Below are 16,325 nucleotides of genomic sequence, written 5' to 3' on the forward strand. Positions count from 1 at the left end.
TTTCTGGAGCAGCTACCTGTACGACCTTGCCCGGCGCACGGACGCATCGAGTCTCATGCGCGCCGGATGACCAGCACAGCCACGTCGTCCAGGTGGTCCACCGCGACAGCAGTGTCGAGGACGCGGTCAGCGGTCTCCTCGGCATTCAGCCCGTCGTGGAGGGCCGCGCCAGCCAGTGTTCCGGCTCGTTCCAGTCCGGCCTCCAATGTGAGGCCCGGTCCTTCGACCACGCATGGAGGCCTCCGGGAACAGCGCCGCCAAGGCGGGTGCACCACCCAGCCACTCCAGCTCGCGCTCCTGGGGTGAAAACATGCACAGACCGAGGTTGGCGGCCTTGGCTGCCAGACGGAACGGGATCAGCAGGGCGCCCAAGTCTTCCCGCGTTCAATGAGTGCACCCGTCGTGCCTCGACAAGGCAGACGACAGATGCTGTACCTGGCCCGGGGAACTCCAGCATCAGCATCGCAACCGTCTTCGTCGTGGCGGCGTGGGCCACGAGACTCTTGACCGCAGTCAGCTGGCTTGCGGGCAACAGATCACCGAAGCCCCGACCCACGCACTGCTCCACGGACCTGCCCAGTGTCCTGGCCATTGCCGCGTTGAGGCTGCGGATCGCTCCGTCCAGGGTCAAAAGAGCCGACGGTGTAGCCATCTGAAGAAGTTCGTCCGAGGCGTCCATTTGCCGCTCACCCTCATCGTCGAGCGATATGACCTCGTTGTCCTTCATCAACTATCTGCCGCAGAGCAGGCCTCGTCCACGCGGCCGGTCACTCTGGGGCGGCACCGGCCGACTGCGTGTATCGACCAGCGCCGACGATCGTCCTCCCGGTGATCCGTTCGGTCGGATCGAAGGCGACGGCGGCGTCATCGCGGGTCGGGACGTTGCCGATGGTCACGTGCGCCTGGTCAATGGGGAGGGGACAAACAGAGGGGCGGGGACCGCTTCGGCCTCACAGGCGGCGCCGGGGGCCTGGATCGTCCCGTGGTAATGCCGGTCCGGAACCCAGGCGCACTCGGCCGGGTGCGGCTCCGGCCGGTCCCGCCGCCCGGGAGGCGCACAGAAAAAAGGACCTTGAGGTCCCTTTCCAATCCTGCTAGCCTACGCAGCGGTAATCTGGCCTATGTGGCGGAACAGGCGCGCGACAGAAACGACTCCCGGCTGACTGAGCGCGGGCGGGCGACTCGGGAGCGCATTTTGAGGGCTGCCGCCGACATGATGTACGTCAGGGGCGTGTCTGCCACGACCCTCGACGAGGTCAGGGCGGCCAGCGGAACGAGCAAATCCCAGCTCTACCGCCATTACCCCGACAAGGATGCACTGGTGCGGGACGTTGTCGCCTTGCAAGCTGCTGAACTGCTCAAACGTCAGCACCAGCTACTTCAGCGGCTCAACTCCCTCCGCGGGCTGGAGCGCTGGCGGGACGTGCTGATCGAACACAACGCGCTCCGAAACGGGGCGTACGGCTGCCCGCTCGGATCCCTTGCAAGCGAGTTGGCCGATCAGGACGAAGAGGCACGCGAGGCGCTCGCCCGGCACTTCGACAGCTGGGAGGGACTACTCGAGGCCGGGCTCGAGCGAATGAAGGACTCGGGAGTCCTCAGGGCCGACGCAGATGCCAAAGAGCTGGCCACCGGCCTCATGGCCGCCCTTCAGGGTGGCTACCTCCTTGCGCAGACAGCCCAGGACGTCAAACCCATGAGGATCGCCCTGGACATGGCGATCGGCCACGTCAAGGCCTATACCGTGCCTGCCGAGGACACCAGTCCACCGGCGGAAGGCCCTTCAGGGCACTAAGCCGTCTGCGGCAGAGCGGCACCAAGAAATCCTGGTGCCGCACCGCAGGCGGTCGCGTCGCAGTCTCCGGCACCGGACCTTCACCGCCTCCCGACATCCATAGCCGGGCCGGACGGGGGTTTGCCGGCAGAAGGAGGCGTCCGTCCTCACATTCCGTGCCCGGCGTAGCCCCTTCTGCGCCTGTGCGTAGCCCAGCCTCAAGTCAAAAGCGGAGGCCCTCTCGCAAGGGAGGACTATTTGGTCCTGAAAAATGGCCGACTTGCGGTACGTTTGGAGAGAGCGGTCTCCTGCGGACAGCTGAGCGGTCAAGCCTCACAAGGATCTCCAGGGCGGTAAGCACCATGCACGTGGACGTCCAGTGCTCAATGGTCGGTCCCGTCCGGCTACGCAAACAGGGGGTCGAGGCCGGAGCCGACCAGCCGGGGCAGCGCGCTGTCCTGGCTGCGCTGTTGCTCAGGCCAGGCAAACCGGTGAGCGCCTCGAAACCGGCGGAGCACATGCCCGGCGGCGACGCCCCTCCGGCCGCCGCCGGTTACGTTCGCCCGTACGTCTACCGCCCCAGGCAGGCACTGAGGGAGCAGAGCAACAGTTCCGTGAGCCTGATAGACGGGGGCTCCCGCGGCAGAGCCAACGGGACGCTCTAGACCTGAACAGGTTTACGGAGGTGACGGCAAGAGCGTGGAAGGCCCGCAGCGCCGACGGCCTGGCATCCGTGGCGGGCCTTCTCGCCCAGGACCTCGAGAGCGCCAACGCCGCGCCGTCAGGCGGTCGCCGGAACCCACCTTGGGGCCTTGGCCGGTCGGCCGGGGCACTCGATTGATAGAGGAGTTGATCACCATGGACGGACAAAAGCTGCAGAAGATCGCCGGCGACTGCACCGTGGAACTGCCCGGCGCCGACCTGGAGCATCGTTTCGGCCCCGACTGGGACCTCTACAAGGTGCGGGGCAAGGTCTTCATGCTCATGACCGACATGCCGGGGCACCCTGTCGTGATCCTGAAAGCTGATCCGGACGACGCCGCAGCCCTACGTGAACGGCACACAGACATCACCCCCGGCTATCACATGAACAAGAGGCACTGGATCACGGTGGAAGGCGGGGGCACCGTCGACGAGAAGCTGGTGAAGGAACTCGTGATCGACTCCTACCGTCTCGTGGTCGGCGGACTTCCCAAATCCGAGCAGCCTGTGGATCCGCACACCTACGGCCACCTGGCCTGACCTCCGCCATGCCCGTCGAGCCCCTCGCCGCCCGCGGTACGACCAGTCCAGCGCGGCTACGGCAGGCCTTTGAGAGTGATCTGATTCGAGCTGGACGGGGTGTGCGCCGCGCGCTGGCCGCAGCCATGCGCGACGCTGTCCGCAGCGGCCGCCTGGCACCCGGCACACGGCTGCCCTCCTCCCGCCAACTCGCCGCCGACCTCGGGCTTGCCCGCAACACCGTGGCTGACGCCTATGGCGACCTCGTCGCCGAGGGATGGCTTACCGCCCGCAGAGGCTCGGGCACACTCGTGGCAGACAGAACGATCACTCGACCGGTCTCGGTCCGCTCGTCCGCCCAGCCGCCCGGTGAGCCTTGCTACGACCTGATCCCAGGCAACCCCGACCTCACCGCTTTTCCTCGTGCAGCCTGGCTGAGGGCCACACGCCGCGCCCTGGCCGCGGCTCCCGACGACGCGTTCGGCTACGGTGACCCCCGCGGCCGGCCGGAGCTACGGGCCGCACTCGCAGACCATCTCGCACGAGCCCGGGGCGTATACACGAGTCCGGAGCACATACTGATCTGCGCCGGCATCTCCCACGGCCTGCAGATCCTGAGCAAAGTCCTGGCCGGCCGTGGGGCAAGGAATGTCGCCGTCGAGTCCTACGGCCCAGACAGGCACCGCGGCCTGCTGGCGGCTGCCGGGCTGGAGACCCTCTCGCTTCCCCTGGATACTCACGGGACCTACCCGGTCCCGCCTGACGGCACCGATACGGTCCTGCTCACGCCGGCTCACCAATTCCCTGTGGGCACGACACTGCAGCGCGATCGCCGGACGGCAGTCGTGGACTGGGCCAGACGGACAGGCGGGCTGGTCCTGGAGGATGACTACGACGGTGAGTTCCGGTTCGACCACCAGTCTGTCGGAGCGCTCCAGGGACTCGCTCCAGACTGCGTGGTCTATCTGGGTACCGCCAGCCAGACCCTTGCTCCTGGCCTGCGGCTGGCCTGGATGGCGCTGCCTCCCACGCTCGCTGAGGAAGCTGTGGCGGCCAAGGGACAGACCGACTCGTCCGAGGTATTGAGCCAGCTGGCCATGGCGGAATTCATCACCTCCGGCGCTTACAGCCGTCACGTACGTGCTGCCCGTCGGCGCTACCGCGATCGGCGGGACTCTCTGGTCACAGCCCTGGCCCAGCACGCCCCGAAGGTGCGCGTCACAGGGACAGCGGCTGGCCTGCATACCGTGCTCAGTCTGCCACCCGGGACCGAGCAGCGCGTCCTTCAGTCGGCGACCCGGCAGGGACTCAAAGTGGCTGGCCTGTCTCGATACCGCCATGCACGGTCCCTGCACGTCATGGCCGATGCCCTCGTCGTGGGATACGGGGGCCCTCCGACGCTGTGTGGCCTCAGGCACTCTCCGCGCTCATGCGGATCCTTTCCTGACGCGCCCCGAAGTGGCCGGGCACTCGAACGCGTCTCTTTCTAGGTGCGACGTCTCACGTCACAGCTGCCTGGGGTGCGCCGTCAGGAATGCACTCACAGATTGGGCTGGCCGGCGTGTTGCGCAGGCTTCGAGACAGTCACGCGCTTCCTCCCGAGGCGCCGATCGACCAGCTCGCGACCGGGCAGGTATATCGAGAGCCTGTCCGCCCGCTGATTCCACTCCGGACCGAGCCACGGATGGGGATGTGATCCTCGCCGAGGCCCGTTCGGGCCGATGAAGCAGCACGTGCGATCCGCGGGGCGACAGGCAGGCGTGGACGAGTACTGGCGGCGGCCTTGTTCGGCGTCAAGTGCCGTCAGGGTGACGGCGAGATTTGCCGTGAGCACTCATCGTGCTGACTGGTCGTGTCGGTGTGCGGATTGCGTGCCGCGATGACGGTGAACAGGGTGGCGACGAGGGCAAAAGCGCCGTAGCCGAGCGCGATCTTCGGCAGCGAAAACGCGTTGGCCAGTTGGCCGGTGATGAGGCTGGGAATGGTCGCGCCGCTGTAGCTGAGGAGATACACCACGGCGAAGATCGGTGCCCGGTCTGCCAGGCTGCTGCCAGACAGCAGGCTGCGGGTGGTGCCACTGATGGCGATGCCCTGACCGGCCCCGGCGACGATAGTTGCGGCGATGAACAATGGAAGTGCACCGGTGGCGATCGCTGTGATGATGCCGATCCAGCCGGCGAAGAAGGCCGCCATGCCGATGCGTTGAGCTCCCGCCGGTGCGAATCGGCCACTGAGGGGAGCGCCCAGGGCACTGGGGGCCATGTAAGCGGCGAACACCAGGCCCAGGACGAGTGAACTGTGCGTGCGAAGCTGGTCTTCGACCAGCGCGGGCACGAAGGCTTGGTAGAACGCCCCGGTAGCCCAGGTGGACAAGAGGACTGCAGCCGTGACGGCGAGCAGATGCCTGACCCGGACCGGTACGCGGACAGTGGGCTTCAGTGATCGCCACGCGCCGGGGACGGGGGCTACGGTGTCCGGGCTGATGGCGATGAGCACGGTGGACAGCAGGAGCAGGCCTACGGAAATGAGGTAGATGAGGTCGCGTGGCCAGGGGCCGAACTGGACCAGGGCACCGGAGGTGATGGCGCCTATGGCAAGGCCGAGCATGACTGTCTGGCTGGACGCGACGGAGGCCAGCCAGGCCGGCTTTGCGGGTGCGGTGTCAACGATGTACGCGGTGAGGCTGCTGCTGGCCAACCCGGCACCCAGACCCATCAGGAGCCGGCCGGCGATCAGGACGCCTATGTGGTGCACGTTCAACAGCACCACGCAGCCCAGCACGAGCAGGCCGAGGCTGGCGAGGGCCGTGGGCCGCCGGCCCACATGGTTGGACAGCCGTCCCAGTACCAGCAGCGTGCTGATGGTGGCGGCGGAGTAGGCGACGACTGTCATCGAGATGCCCGCGTTGGTGAACCCGTCCTGGGCCCGGTAGACGTTGAACAGGGGGATCGTCGAGCCCACCGCGGCAAACGCGGCCGCCAGGGAGAGCACCGCGGACAGGAATGCAAGCCGGAATGTTCTGCCCTGACGATCCTGATTCGGCGCTGGGGCCACATTGTGCATCGAGCAGTGTCCTTTTCTCGTTCTGAATCAGGCAGCGCACCGGCTTCTGTCGTGGGCGGTGACAGCCGGCCCCGCGACTGCTGGCTCCTGCGAGCTCCGTCTTCGCGTCACGGCTGTGGTTCGCCCCGTAGGTTCGCCTGGCCCGTCGATCATGCAGTATCGGGACTGTTTAGTCCAGACTGAGGCACGCGTCACGCTCCGACAAACACGCCCCTTGCCCTGCGCTCGCCAGCGCTTCCGCGCCAGGCTCGATTAATGTGGCCTTTGGACTGAGTAAACGGTGATCGGGTGCGTCTGTACGCGGGACTACCTGCCATCACCCCGTAGTGCTTCCGCCCTCCCATCTTTGGACTCTGACGTCCACTTTGGGGTTAGGGTGAAGGTAGTGACTCGAGGGCCGAGCCGAGATCGCAGCAGCCCGTTGGATTGGCCGGCTCTGGTTGGACGGACCGTGCCGCGCAGGCAGGGAACCGGAGACAGGGAGGCGTCTCGTGAAGGCGATTGTGGTGACGGATCAGGCAGCAGGAACGGCCGGGATGACGCTGACCGAGCGTCCGGAGCCAAAGGCCGCGGGCAACGACGGCTCGTTGAGGTTCACGCGTCGGGTTTCACCCCAGGTGAGCTGGAGTGGCCCTCGACCTGGGTCGATCGTCTCGGCCGTGACCGGACGCCATCGATCCCCGGCCATGAGGTGGCCGGGGTGGTCAGCGCTCTCGGCTATGGCACGAGGGGGCTGTCGGTCGGACAGCGGGTGTTCGGACTGGCGGACTGGACGCGTGACGGCACTCTCGCGCAGTACATGGCCATCGAGGCACGTAACCTCGCGCCGCTGCCGGGCGATGTCGACTTCACGGTGGGTGCGAGTCTGCCGATCTCTGGCCTGACGGCCTGGCAGGGACTGTTCGTGCACGGCCGCTTCCAAGAGGGGCAGAGCGTTCTCGTGCACGGCGCAGCCGGCGGCGTCGGCTCGATGGTGACGCAGCTCGCCCGCCAGGCCGGCGCCTACGTCATCGGAACCGGACGCGCCGCCGACCGGCAGGCCGCGATGGAATTCGGGGCGCAGGAGTTCGTCGACCTCGGCAACGACGCACTGGAAGACGTCGGCGGCGTCGACCTGGTCTTCGACGTGATCGGTGGCGATATCGGGAAGCGGTCGGCGGGGCTGGTGCGAGCAGGCGGGATGCTGGTGACCATCGCCGGCCCGACCGAGACGCAGCCTAGGGACGGCCTGGCGGTCGACTTCGTCGTCGAAGCCGACCGCGCACAGCTGGCTGAGATCGTCCAGCGAGTCCGGGACGGACGTCTGCGCACGAACATTGGCCAGGTCGTCACTCTCGACGACGCCGTTTCCTCTTTCAACCCGGCCGAGCGGGTCAAAGGCAAGACCATCGTTCGCCCATGAGGCCACCGCACATGCCCGGACACAACCAGCAAAGGACCACCCCGCATGACCAGCCCAACCGAGCCGAACCGCTCGACCGTCGGCGACGTCGAGAGGGCAGACCCAGGCCCCCCCGCTCAGGATCAGGCCGTCGTCATCGACGATGCCAGCGATAATCCCCCTGCTCCCGCGTTCGACGTCGTCAACGACGAGAAGACCGGTGTCTACGAGGCCAAGGCCGGGGACACAGAGGTGGCAGGACTGACCTACAAGGCCGCCGGCGAGAACCGACTCGTGCTGCTGGCCACCTCAGTGTTCCCCGAGTTCCGCAACCAGGGGATCGCCACCGAGCTGATCCGACGCGTCCTGGACGAAGTGCGCGCGCAAGGAAAGACGGTCACCATCACGTGCCCGATCGTGCGCACCTTCATCGAGCGCAACCCGGCGTACGCCGACCTCATCGACCCCGAGCACCCGGGAGCCAAGAGAGTCACACCGGTCCTAGACCAGCCCTTCAGGCTTCCCCGGGGAGAAGGTATGACAGTGACGACGAGCGTCGAGGCCGAGGCAGCTGCCCGGGAAGAGAACAACGCGACGCTCATCGCCGCATTGGACAAGACAGGTCTCGGCGAGGTGGAGTCGAGCTGGGAGCTTGATGTCATCAATGACACGGAGCGCAGCCGATGGTTCGCGGCTATCGGAGCCGAAGCGATCGCGGAACTCTCGTACCGGTTCGTTGGCGGCCGCGTCGTGCTGTTGACGACCTGGGTCGACCCCGCCTACCGCCACCACCGGGTCGCCACAGAGCTCATCGCGCGCGTGTTGGACGAGATTCGCCCAACCGGAAAGAAGATCACCGTCATCTGCCCGGTCGTGGGTGAGTTCATCGCCCGCAACCCGCAATACCGCGATCTCATCGACAAGGTCCATCCGGGTTCCGGCGCCTACCCCAGCACAGACCCGCAGGCGGGGCGGACGACCAGCAACAGACCGCTGCGTTCGAGAACGACCTGACATAGCCGCCCGGCATCCGTACGCGGTTCGACCCGTCCAGCGTGCATGGACCCGGCCGCACGCGTGCACACACCCTGGTGCTGCATGCGCGCCACTTCGGCTGTCACCGCCAGCGCCTCGGCGCGGTGGTCGGCCTCCGGGTCGGTACCGATCCGGATCAGGAAGGGCACCGTCGGCGCCACTGCGGCCCTCATGTCGTTGGCGCACAGGACGATGAGCATGCCGAGGGAACCGCGGACGGCGTCGCCCGAGCGCAGCCGCTCCATGTTCTCCCGAACGCTGACGCCCTCGGGGAAGCGGTCCCAGGGCACCTCCTCAAGCAGCAACCCGTCCTTGACCTCCGTACGAATGCCCGCCACCACCGCACGGACGTCGAGGGGCCCTCCCGCCTGATCGAGCCGATCCCCGTCCACGAACGCCCGCAGCACCGCCTGGTACGCCAGGCCGCTGTCCCACGAACTCATCAGCAACCTCCACCCTCATGCCCGGACCACCCGGCTCGGCGACCGCCCACTCGGGTGTGTTACCTGAGTTCAACGGAGTAGCTGCTGCCAGAGAATTCCCATCCGTCGGTGCCTTCGCCGATGTCGGCGACGATGACGTCCTCGATGAAGCGGTCCTCGAAGTCGTCGTCGCGCAGGTCGCCGGCCAGCCAGAGCGCTTCGATGTCGCTCCAGTCGCCGCGGCTTCCGTCGATCCGCAGGGGCGCGGCGCGGCGGTTGCCGCGTTCGCGTTCGTCGGCGCCGGTTTTGACGAGGCCGCTGATCTCGAACTGGCCGTCCTTGACCAGGTCAGGGATGGGGTCGGCGGGGACGATGGCGACGTTCTCGTACGCGGTGTGGATGAGGTCGCGGTAGCTGCGGCGGACGTTGTACTCGGGATCCGACAGCCACTTGAACAGGGTGTCCGGTTTGACGTCGAGGCCGGCGCTCTCCAGGGCCTCATAGCCGCGTCTGGTCCCGGTGAGCTGGCTGAGCTGGGCGTGCCAGTGCTTGGCGCTGTAGGAGGACAGCCGGTGGCGGGGCGTGACCTGGGCGCGCAGAAGGTCGTTGAGCGCGGCGCCGAGAGAGCTGCCGCGGCCTGTGGGGCCAGCCATCAGTCGTCACCTTCGGGGATGAACTCGCCGGGCTGGATGAACTTGGCCTTCACCTGACCGAAGCCGGTCCCGAGCCGGTACGTGCCGGGCGGGGTCTCGTCGGGGGTCCAGAAGATCGCGGCGTCGACGTTGCGCAGCGCAACGAGGGTGTGGCCTTCCTGGACGGCCTTGAAGGCGTTGAGCCAGTGCCGGACGGAGGCCTCGGCGACCATGCTCATGCGCCAGTCCGGCCGCCAGAACGGGGACCGCTGTGAAGGGCGCTTGGGCCACAGCAGGCGCAGTGCGATCGACAGGCGGGTCTTGTAGTTCTTGTACGGTTCGCCCCCAGCCTGGATGAGCTCGGTGCGGGCCTCGCGGGCCGCGGCGTAGAACGGCTTGAACAGCGACTCGTTCGCCTTCCCCGTCCACGAGTCGTGGATGGTCACGGGAGCGGTGAGGTGTCCCTCGCGGTGCAGGCGCTCCAGCTGCTTGATGTGCGGGGTGGTCACCCACACGCGGCCGTCGTCGTCGGGCCGGTCGATGAGCCGCCCCAGCGGGTGCGGCATGCCCGGGTAGTCCCAGTCCGGAATGTCGATCTGGTAGATCCCGGCCTTGGTCTTGTCGAACGCGTCTAGGGGCCCGGTGTGCAGGAGCTTGTTCGGGGCGAGGGGGACGGCCGAGCAGGCGGAGGGGAAGGAGCCGTTGCGGTCGATCAGGCACAGCACGCCGTCCCCGAAGGACGCGGGCACGTCGAACTGGTCGCGGCGCACCCGCTTGCCGTTGTCCCGGGTGTGGGCAACGCGGGTGCTGGTGACATCGGGGTGGACCCAGCGGGGCTCGCCGTCCATGTCCTCACTGATCAACGGCCAGGGGCCGTCCTCCCGGTCCTCAAGGCGGATGACCGGGACCGGGTGCATCTTCGAACGCGTCACGGAGTCCTTGAGGATCCTCAACGCCGGGAACACCGCAGTCTCCGGCTCGTCCTCCTCGTCGCCCGGGACCAGGCCGTCATCGTCGTCCCGCGCCGCGTCTTCGTCGTCCGCGTCCGCGACGGCGCCACCGCCGGCGGCAGGCCGGGCGGGTTCCGGGGCAGCAGGGCGCGCGGCGGCGTCCGTCGGTGCGGGTGCGGGCGCGTTGTAGGCGTGCAAGGCGGCCGCGAGACGACGGCCCTCGGCGGTGTCCGGCATCTGCGGCGGCGCGGCAGCAGCCTGCGCCAGGGACGCCGCGAGCTCGTCGATCGCCTCCTGTTCACCGGCTGCCAGCGCGGTGCGCAGCGCGGCCAGCAGGTGCGTGAGAGCGGACGGCAGTCCCTTCTGGGCGCCGGAAGTGTAGGGCAGCGCGGCGTCGGCCAGCTCCCGCTCCTCCGGCGTGGTGTGCAGCCTCCAGTCTTCGCTGCCGGTCCCGGCAACGGGCACGGCCTCTGCGTCGCCGAAGCGGGCATGCAACAGGTCGGGGCGCAGGTACGCGGAGCCGATCACGCCGAAGTCACGTTCCGCCACCGTGACTTGGACCCTGCCGGGGTCCGTGGTCGCGGTGAGCGTCAGCAGGACATCGGCGTCCAGGAGTCCGAGCAGCGTGGGGTCGTCACTGTCGACGACGGCGAGTACCGGCACGTGCAGGGTGCGTGCGAGGGTGGAGAGGATCTGGGAGGCGTCGGGGAGCCGGTCCCCGGACAGCGGCAGGCGAGCACTGTGGGCGGCCTGGAGGCGGTCCACGACCACGAGGGCCAGGCCTTCCATGTGGGGAGCGGTCTCCGCGATGTCCTCGGCGGTCAGGCTGCTGCCGTCATCGATGAGCAGGACGTCGCCGGCCTGCACCAGTTGACGGGCAACGTCCTGCTCGTACTCGGTGAGGCGTCCCTGCTTCAGACGCGGGTAGTCGCCCCCGGTCTCCGCGGACAGGATGCGGCGGAAGACGTCGTCCCGGTTCGGTCCGGACGCCGCGTACAGGACCGTGCGGTGGTCGACGAGCGCGGTTGTGCGGGCTGCGGCCAGCCCCAGGAGGCTTCCGCCGACGTCCGGGCGGGCCGCCACCAGGGTCAGCCGGCCCGGCTGCAGACCGCCGGTCGCGGCGTCGAGACCGGGCAGCCCGAATGTCGGGCCGCTGGCGGGGTCGGCGGTGAGCACGGAACCGATGGCGTCGCCCAGTGTCGCGAGCCTGCGCGGCGCGCTTTCCCGGTCCTGCTGTCCTTGGCTGTTCACCGCACCTCCTGCGGGCGCCACGCTGGAGGGCGCGGCCGGGTCGGACGAGAGGGCACTTGCGTCGGTATCGACCGGGAGCAGCACTGCGACGGGCGTGGTGTTCCTGCGGAGCACCTGCGGTTGGCCTTGAGCCGCCCGCGAGATCAGGTCACCGAATTCCTTCTGCGCCGCGCTCAGCACCCAGGAGGGGAAGGCGTCGGCTTTCCGCGCTGCCGGGAACCGGTCGAGCGAGGCGAGCAGAGCACGGTCCTCCCGCTTGTGGATCAGCGTCGTGACCCCGTCGTCCTCAGCGCGCTTGACCAAGGCGTACAGGTCCCTGCGGGCGTCGCTCGCGTTCATCGCGTGCTCTGCCTGTGGTGACTGACTCACTCACCCTCCCGGCACTCAACTCCCCTTCAGAATATCACGAGTCACTCATTGAATGAGTCAAAGTCACACACTAAGTAAGGCCATCTCACTCACTTGTGAGTTTTTCGGTGTGGATTGACGGCTTGGGTGTTCACGGGCGGCAGCCTCGCGCGGCCGGACAACTGTGACTTTGATCGGTAGTTGGCAGCTTTGAGAGATGGCTGGCGAGCCTGCACCGGACAATCACTTGATCTGCGACTTCACGGCTTGCGGCAGCCGTTCCGGATCCCCAGCTCGCCAACTGCCGTGCAATGGGTCCGCCAACTGTGAATCAACGCGAGCAGCCAACCAGTGGTCCCGGCACGGAGGCTCGCTGTCCCGTCTCCAGGTCTGGTCCCCGTCTCAAGTGATCTGGTCCGATTCGCTCTGGGTCTCCGACGATCTGGCCCTTCGGGGCCGCTTCATTCGTTCCCGGTGAACATGGCGGAGCTCCGGAGCGACGTCATACAGGTTGACCAGCCTCCCTCAAGCCCGCAGGTTGCATGCTGACGATGTCGCCTGGAACTTCTCGAGGTGGCAACGCGACGTGGGCGCCCTGGGCATGACCTCTCATCGATCCCGACACCAAGAGTCACGACGTTGCTACTTTCTGTCATGAGATGATTCGCGCACGTCGGCAGCGAGCCGGCCAGTGAGGAGACGCCCTGCCCGAGACCACGCCCAACTCAACGGGCCCAGCCAAAACGCAGATGTCACCCGAGTTGATGGCAAGCCTCGGGCTGACTCCCACTGCCGAGGCAACAGCGCCCAAAGAACCGACAGTGGCCACCCTCGCTCTCACTTACGTGGACGGACGGCTCGTCATCACGCCGAACGGAGGGCCGGCACTCCCCGCGAGCCTCACCATCGTGGATGAGTCCGGGCAGCCGGTCGCGGCCTACACCGCGGCTCCTCTGACCACAGCCAGGTCCCTGAACTCAGGAGACGTATTCGCCCTGGACGCCGGCAGGGTCGTCATCCAGTGGAACGGGTCGAAGGCTGGCATCCTCGAGAAGTGAGCCGTGAGGGAAAGCAGTTCCCTCAGGATGGTGGGACCCAGCACTCCAAACCTGTATCCCGGCTGAATCGACAGCATCCCGCGGCCAGCGGGCGAACCTAGCTGGTCCCTGGGACCAGGTCATTTGCGACGGGACACTCTCCAACTACCACTCAGCGTCACAACAACATGACCAAGGCCGGAGCCACCAACCGGCCCCGGCCCTGACTCACCGCGTCCCCAGAGCACGCACACCCGCCGAACAGGCAGACTCAGCCGCGCACTGCCGGCTCCTGCTCGCTGGACGCCTCCTTGTATGCGAGGTACCCGACGGCGGAGTACGCCCTGCCCAGCACCCCCGCGAGTTCCCCAGCCGTGACGGACACGTCGGTGTACCGCTGGATCGCTTCGTCGAGCGTCTCGTCCCGCAGGAGTTCCTTGTCCCGAAGGCCTTCCACGGAGGTCCCGAGCAAGGTCAGAGCTGTCCTCATCTCCCCCGCCACGCGGGTGAGGAAACTGTAGATGCGGTAGGCCTCCACCGGGTACTTGATCCCCCGGTACTTGAGGCCGGTGACGAGCTCGGCAAGGGAGCGGACCGCGGCCGCCGGCCCCTGCTCGCCGCCCGGCACCTCCTCATACGCCGAGTGCTCGGTGACGGGGCGGGCCTTGCCGAGCGCGTCTGCGAGTTGCTCCGCCGCGAGGGATGAGTCGGTGTAGCGCTGCAGCACCTCGCCAAGCGGCTCACCCCGGTAGTCGGTCATCAGACGGTCCTGCTCCCGGAGGCCCTCCACGAAGGTCCTGAGCAGGATGAGGGCTGTCGTCATCTCGCCCGCGGCGCGGGCGAGATGACTGTCGATGAAGGAGGCCTCCGCAGGATGTTCGATCTTCCTCCCCCGGTACTGGAGGACGGTGACGAACTCGGCGAGGAACCGGGCTGCACTTTCCGCGTGCCGGATGACGTCTTCGGTGTTCTCGCTCATACAGATCCGGTTCTCCTTGCTGGGCTGAAGAGGCGCGGGCAGCTCGTGAGGAGCGGTCCTGTACGGATCACGCCGCGCTCATCCGACGAGACGGCGATGGCCGCCGCACCCCCGCCCCCATATGCGCGAGCGGGGGCACGGAAGCGGTCCAGCGCGTCGCCCAGGAGCGCCGCACGGTCCGCTGCGGGCATCCGCTCGACTCCCGCGAGCAGCAGTCGGGCATCGCCACCGTGAGCGCGGGCGTACTCAACGAGGAACGAGAACGCCTGGGCGGGCCCGGCGACAGGGCCTTCTTCTTCGGGTACGCGTGCAGGCGGCAGGCGGCGCCCGCGGTCACCGCGAGCACGATCGGGTCCTCCTCGAGGAGCTTCGCCGTGAGGGACTGCCGGCACGGCGCGCATCGCTCAATGCTGGCGCCGATCAGCGCGGCCGCGGTCCGCAGGTCCGGCACGGTCTCGACTCCCCACCGGCCGGGGTCAGGCTGGAGGTCCGTGGCCGACGGGCCGCTGGCGTGCACGTGAAGGCTTCCCGCGTTGGCGGCCGCGTAGGCGACGCCGGAACGGCAGCTCCTGTCTCTCGCCCGGCTCTTACGGCCGTGGCTCTTGGTCATACAGCTCTCGCATTTCCCGCGCCCCGGCCCCATGACCCGATGCGCGTGACGAAGAGCAGCATGCGGAAGGCTCAACGGCCCTGTGGCCGCCGGAAGACGTACGCCTCACACTGATGCTCACAGACCGGACCCTCGTGCGCGGGGTCCGCGGGCACCTTCGCCGTGGTGCACCCCGGTCATGGGCCAGGAAGCGGGCTTGGGCCGGTGCGCCGGCCACTGCTGCGCAGCGTACCGGTTTTGGAGAGCTGGCCTGGGACCACGCACGCGAGCAGGTCCCGGGCGGGACCGAGGAGGAGGTCGCCGATGCTGCCGCCGCCTTGCTGCGGCGGGCCCACGACGGTCCTGCCGCGGAGAAGGGCCGCCCGGCCAAACGCTCACGGCGCGACCGACGGGTCGCCGACTCCCGCCGTCTGGCCCGGGACTACGAGACCCTGCCCGCCACCAGCGAGGCCATGAACCGGTGGTCGATGGTCACGCGGATGAGCCGGCGTCTGGCACGGTCACGGGCCGCCGTCCGGCGCTGAATGCCCCCGACGCCTCCAAGAGGAGCCACTGTAGGTTCACATTTGGAATGTCCCGTTCCGTCGAGGCGGACCTGGGTTTTCCCTATCGTCTCATTTGAGGGACATGGCACTCCTGTCTCACGATCTTGTCCCTTGAGGTCCGCTACCGCCGCGTATGCCATGTCGCTGGGCCGGCGCTCATCCGTGAGCGATCGGGAGTGCGGCGAGGCGGTCCCAAGTGATGGATCGGCCCAGCTGCCCACGGTCACGTCGACGAGGCGCACGCGTCGACGTGCAGGGTGACCGCAGCCGTGGCCTACGACTCAGGCAGGTGCAATACGCCTGTGTGTCGCGGGATGTGGCGTCGGATCCGGACATCGACGTGCGCGATCATGGCCGACAGGTCGGCGTCGCTGCTCATTGGCGGTGCTCGTCTTGAGTGCGCGTTCGGTCCTGCGCGACTGGGTGAAAACGGGTGAGCAGGTCGCGTCGGCCGCGGACGGACAAGCCGAGTTGGCTGGCGAGTTCGAGATTGATCACGCCGGTGAGTAGCCCGAGGACGGCACGGGGTGGTCCGTCCAGGACGAGGTCCGGGTCGGCGGCACGGCCGAGCCGCGTGTGAATCTCGCCGCCCCGTAGCTCGATAACAGCCGACTCACCGGACGCGACGACTTGGATGATCGCAGGTGGACCGTCAGGATCCGCATCGGTGGTGAACCACGTCGGGGCGTAGGCCAGCCACTGCGCCTGGAACGCGTCGTCCGGCCGCTCGGCGGTCATGAACCGCAGCCCCCACAGCCCGAGTGACTTCAACACCGGCTCCAGCGCCAGCCCGTCCTCGCTCAGGGTGTAGAGGACCGTGGCGACCGGTGGTGGCGCGTCCTCGCGAGTGATCAGTCCGGCTTCCTCGAGCTCCTTGAGGCGGGTCGACAGCAGGTTCGTCGCAACACCCGGCAGCCCCTTCTTCAGATCCGTGAACCGACACGGGCCTTGCAATAGCAGCTCCCGGACGATCAGCAGCGTCCAGCGGTCCCCCACGACATCGAGAGCACGGGCGATCGAACAGTACTGGCCATAGCTCCGCATGCACCCAGCGTAACTCGCACGTGGTTTAGTTTC

General features: G+C 67.7%; 14 protein-coding genes and 2 pseudogenes. 7 read left to right on the plus strand and 9 right to left on the minus strand.

The features are described 5' to 3' along the window. Window positions 1-53: 53 nt before the first annotated feature. Window positions 54-230, minus strand: a complete 177-nt coding sequence (locus ACFVWD_RS39495; protein WP_389602840.1) for a hypothetical protein — start codon at window positions 228-230, stop codon at window positions 54-56. After that, the gene (locus ACFVWD_RS39500) at window positions 146-727 is read right to left on the minus strand and encodes a PAS domain-containing protein (protein ID WP_389602814.1); all 582 of its coding nucleotides are present in this window, start codon (window positions 725-727) and stop codon (window positions 146-148) included. The genes ACFVWD_RS39495 and ACFVWD_RS39500 overlap by 85 nt, the downstream gene beginning before the upstream one ends. Window positions 728-1,123: 396 nt before the next feature. On the opposite strand from ACFVWD_RS39500, the gene ACFVWD_RS39505 reads away from it, so the two are divergent. From ACFVWD_RS39505 to ACFVWD_RS39515, 3 genes and pseudogenes are all read left to right on the plus strand, one after another. Further along, complete coding sequence (locus tag ACFVWD_RS39505) at window positions 1,124-1,795, plus strand: TetR/AcrR family transcriptional regulator (RefSeq protein WP_355315354.1); 672 nt, start codon at window positions 1,124-1,126, stop codon at window positions 1,793-1,795. A gap of 837 nt (window positions 1,796-2,632) precedes the next feature. Then, window positions 2,633-3,016 carry an MmcQ/YjbR family DNA-binding protein gene (locus tag ACFVWD_RS39510; RefSeq protein WP_389602815.1) on the plus strand — a complete coding sequence of 128 codons (384 nt, stop codon included), beginning with the start codon at window positions 2,633-2,635 and terminating at the stop codon, window positions 3,014-3,016. An 8-nt stretch (window positions 3,017-3,024) separates the two neighbouring features. Then, window positions 3,025-4,442 (plus strand): annotated as a pseudogene (locus tag ACFVWD_RS39515) (PLP-dependent aminotransferase family protein). 356 nt (window positions 4,443-4,798) lie between these two features. Here ACFVWD_RS39515 and ACFVWD_RS39520 read toward each other — a convergent pair. After that, a complete protein-coding gene (locus ACFVWD_RS39520; protein ID WP_389602816.1) occupies window positions 4,799-6,058 on the minus strand; it encodes an MFS transporter in 1,260 nt (419 codons plus the stop codon). A 491-nt stretch (window positions 6,059-6,549) separates the two neighbouring features. Here ACFVWD_RS39520 and ACFVWD_RS39525 point away from each other — a divergent pair. Together ACFVWD_RS39525 and ACFVWD_RS39530 are read left to right on the plus strand one after the other, a co-directional pair. Continuing rightward, window positions 6,550-7,460 (plus strand): annotated as a pseudogene (locus ACFVWD_RS39525) (NADP-dependent oxidoreductase). Between the two features lie 45 nt (window positions 7,461-7,505). Then, window positions 7,506-8,453, plus strand: a complete 948-nt coding sequence (locus ACFVWD_RS39530) for a GNAT family N-acetyltransferase (RefSeq protein ID WP_389602817.1) — start codon at window positions 7,506-7,508, stop codon at window positions 8,451-8,453. Here the strand turns inward: ACFVWD_RS39530 and ACFVWD_RS39535 are convergent. The 3 genes from ACFVWD_RS39535 to ACFVWD_RS39545 are packed head-to-tail and all read right to left on the minus strand — an operon-like array spanning window position 8,384 to window position 12,068. Next, complete coding sequence (locus tag ACFVWD_RS39535) at window positions 8,384-8,917, minus strand: hypothetical protein (RefSeq protein ID WP_389602818.1); 534 nt, start codon at window positions 8,915-8,917, stop codon at window positions 8,384-8,386. The genes ACFVWD_RS39530 and ACFVWD_RS39535 overlap by 70 nt on opposite strands. Window positions 8,918-8,976: 59 nt before the next feature. After that, window positions 8,977-9,549, minus strand: coding sequence for a hypothetical protein (locus tag ACFVWD_RS39540; protein ID WP_389602819.1), 573 nt, complete (start codon window positions 9,547-9,549; stop codon window positions 8,977-8,979). Next, a complete protein-coding gene (locus ACFVWD_RS39545) occupies window positions 9,549-12,068 on the minus strand; it encodes a type II toxin-antitoxin system prevent-host-death family antitoxin (RefSeq protein ID WP_389602838.1) in 2,520 nt (839 codons plus the stop codon). Before ACFVWD_RS39545 ends, ACFVWD_RS39540 begins: the two co-directional genes overlap by 1 nt. A gap of 830 nt (window positions 12,069-12,898) precedes the next feature. On the opposite strand from ACFVWD_RS39545, the gene ACFVWD_RS39550 reads away from it, so the two are divergent. After that, complete coding sequence (locus tag ACFVWD_RS39550) at window positions 12,899-13,135, plus strand: hypothetical protein (RefSeq protein ID WP_389602820.1); 237 nt, start codon at window positions 12,899-12,901, stop codon at window positions 13,133-13,135. Window positions 13,136-13,385: 250 nt separating this feature from the next. Here the strand turns inward: ACFVWD_RS39550 and ACFVWD_RS39555 are convergent, their stop codons facing one another. Continuing rightward, on the minus strand, window positions 13,386-14,093 hold the full coding sequence (locus ACFVWD_RS39555; protein ID WP_389602821.1) for a hypothetical protein: 708 nt from the start codon (window positions 14,091-14,093) through the stop codon (window positions 13,386-13,388). A 67-nt stretch (window positions 14,094-14,160) separates the two neighbouring features. After that, window positions 14,161-14,703, minus strand: coding sequence for a hypothetical protein (locus tag ACFVWD_RS39560; protein ID WP_389602822.1), 543 nt, complete (start codon window positions 14,701-14,703; stop codon window positions 14,161-14,163). Window positions 14,704-14,816: 113 nt separating this feature from the next. Between ACFVWD_RS39560 and ACFVWD_RS39565 the strand changes: the two genes are divergently transcribed. Next, window positions 14,817-15,227 carry a hypothetical protein gene (locus tag ACFVWD_RS39565; protein WP_389602823.1) on the plus strand — a complete coding sequence of 137 codons (411 nt, stop codon included), beginning with the start codon at window positions 14,817-14,819 and terminating at the stop codon, window positions 15,225-15,227. Between the two features lie 396 nt (window positions 15,228-15,623). Here the strand turns inward: ACFVWD_RS39565 and ACFVWD_RS39570 are convergent, their stop codons facing one another. Next, a complete protein-coding gene (locus tag ACFVWD_RS39570; RefSeq protein WP_389602824.1) occupies window positions 15,624-16,292 on the minus strand; it encodes a winged helix-turn-helix transcriptional regulator in 669 nt (222 codons plus the stop codon). Window positions 16,293-16,325 lie beyond the last annotated feature (33 nt).

Origin of the sequence: Streptomyces sp. NPDC058086 (assembly GCF_042885015.1) — a bacterium.
In the GTDB taxonomy this organism is placed as follows: Bacteria; Actinomycetota; Actinomycetes; order Streptomycetales; family Streptomycetaceae; genus Streptomyces.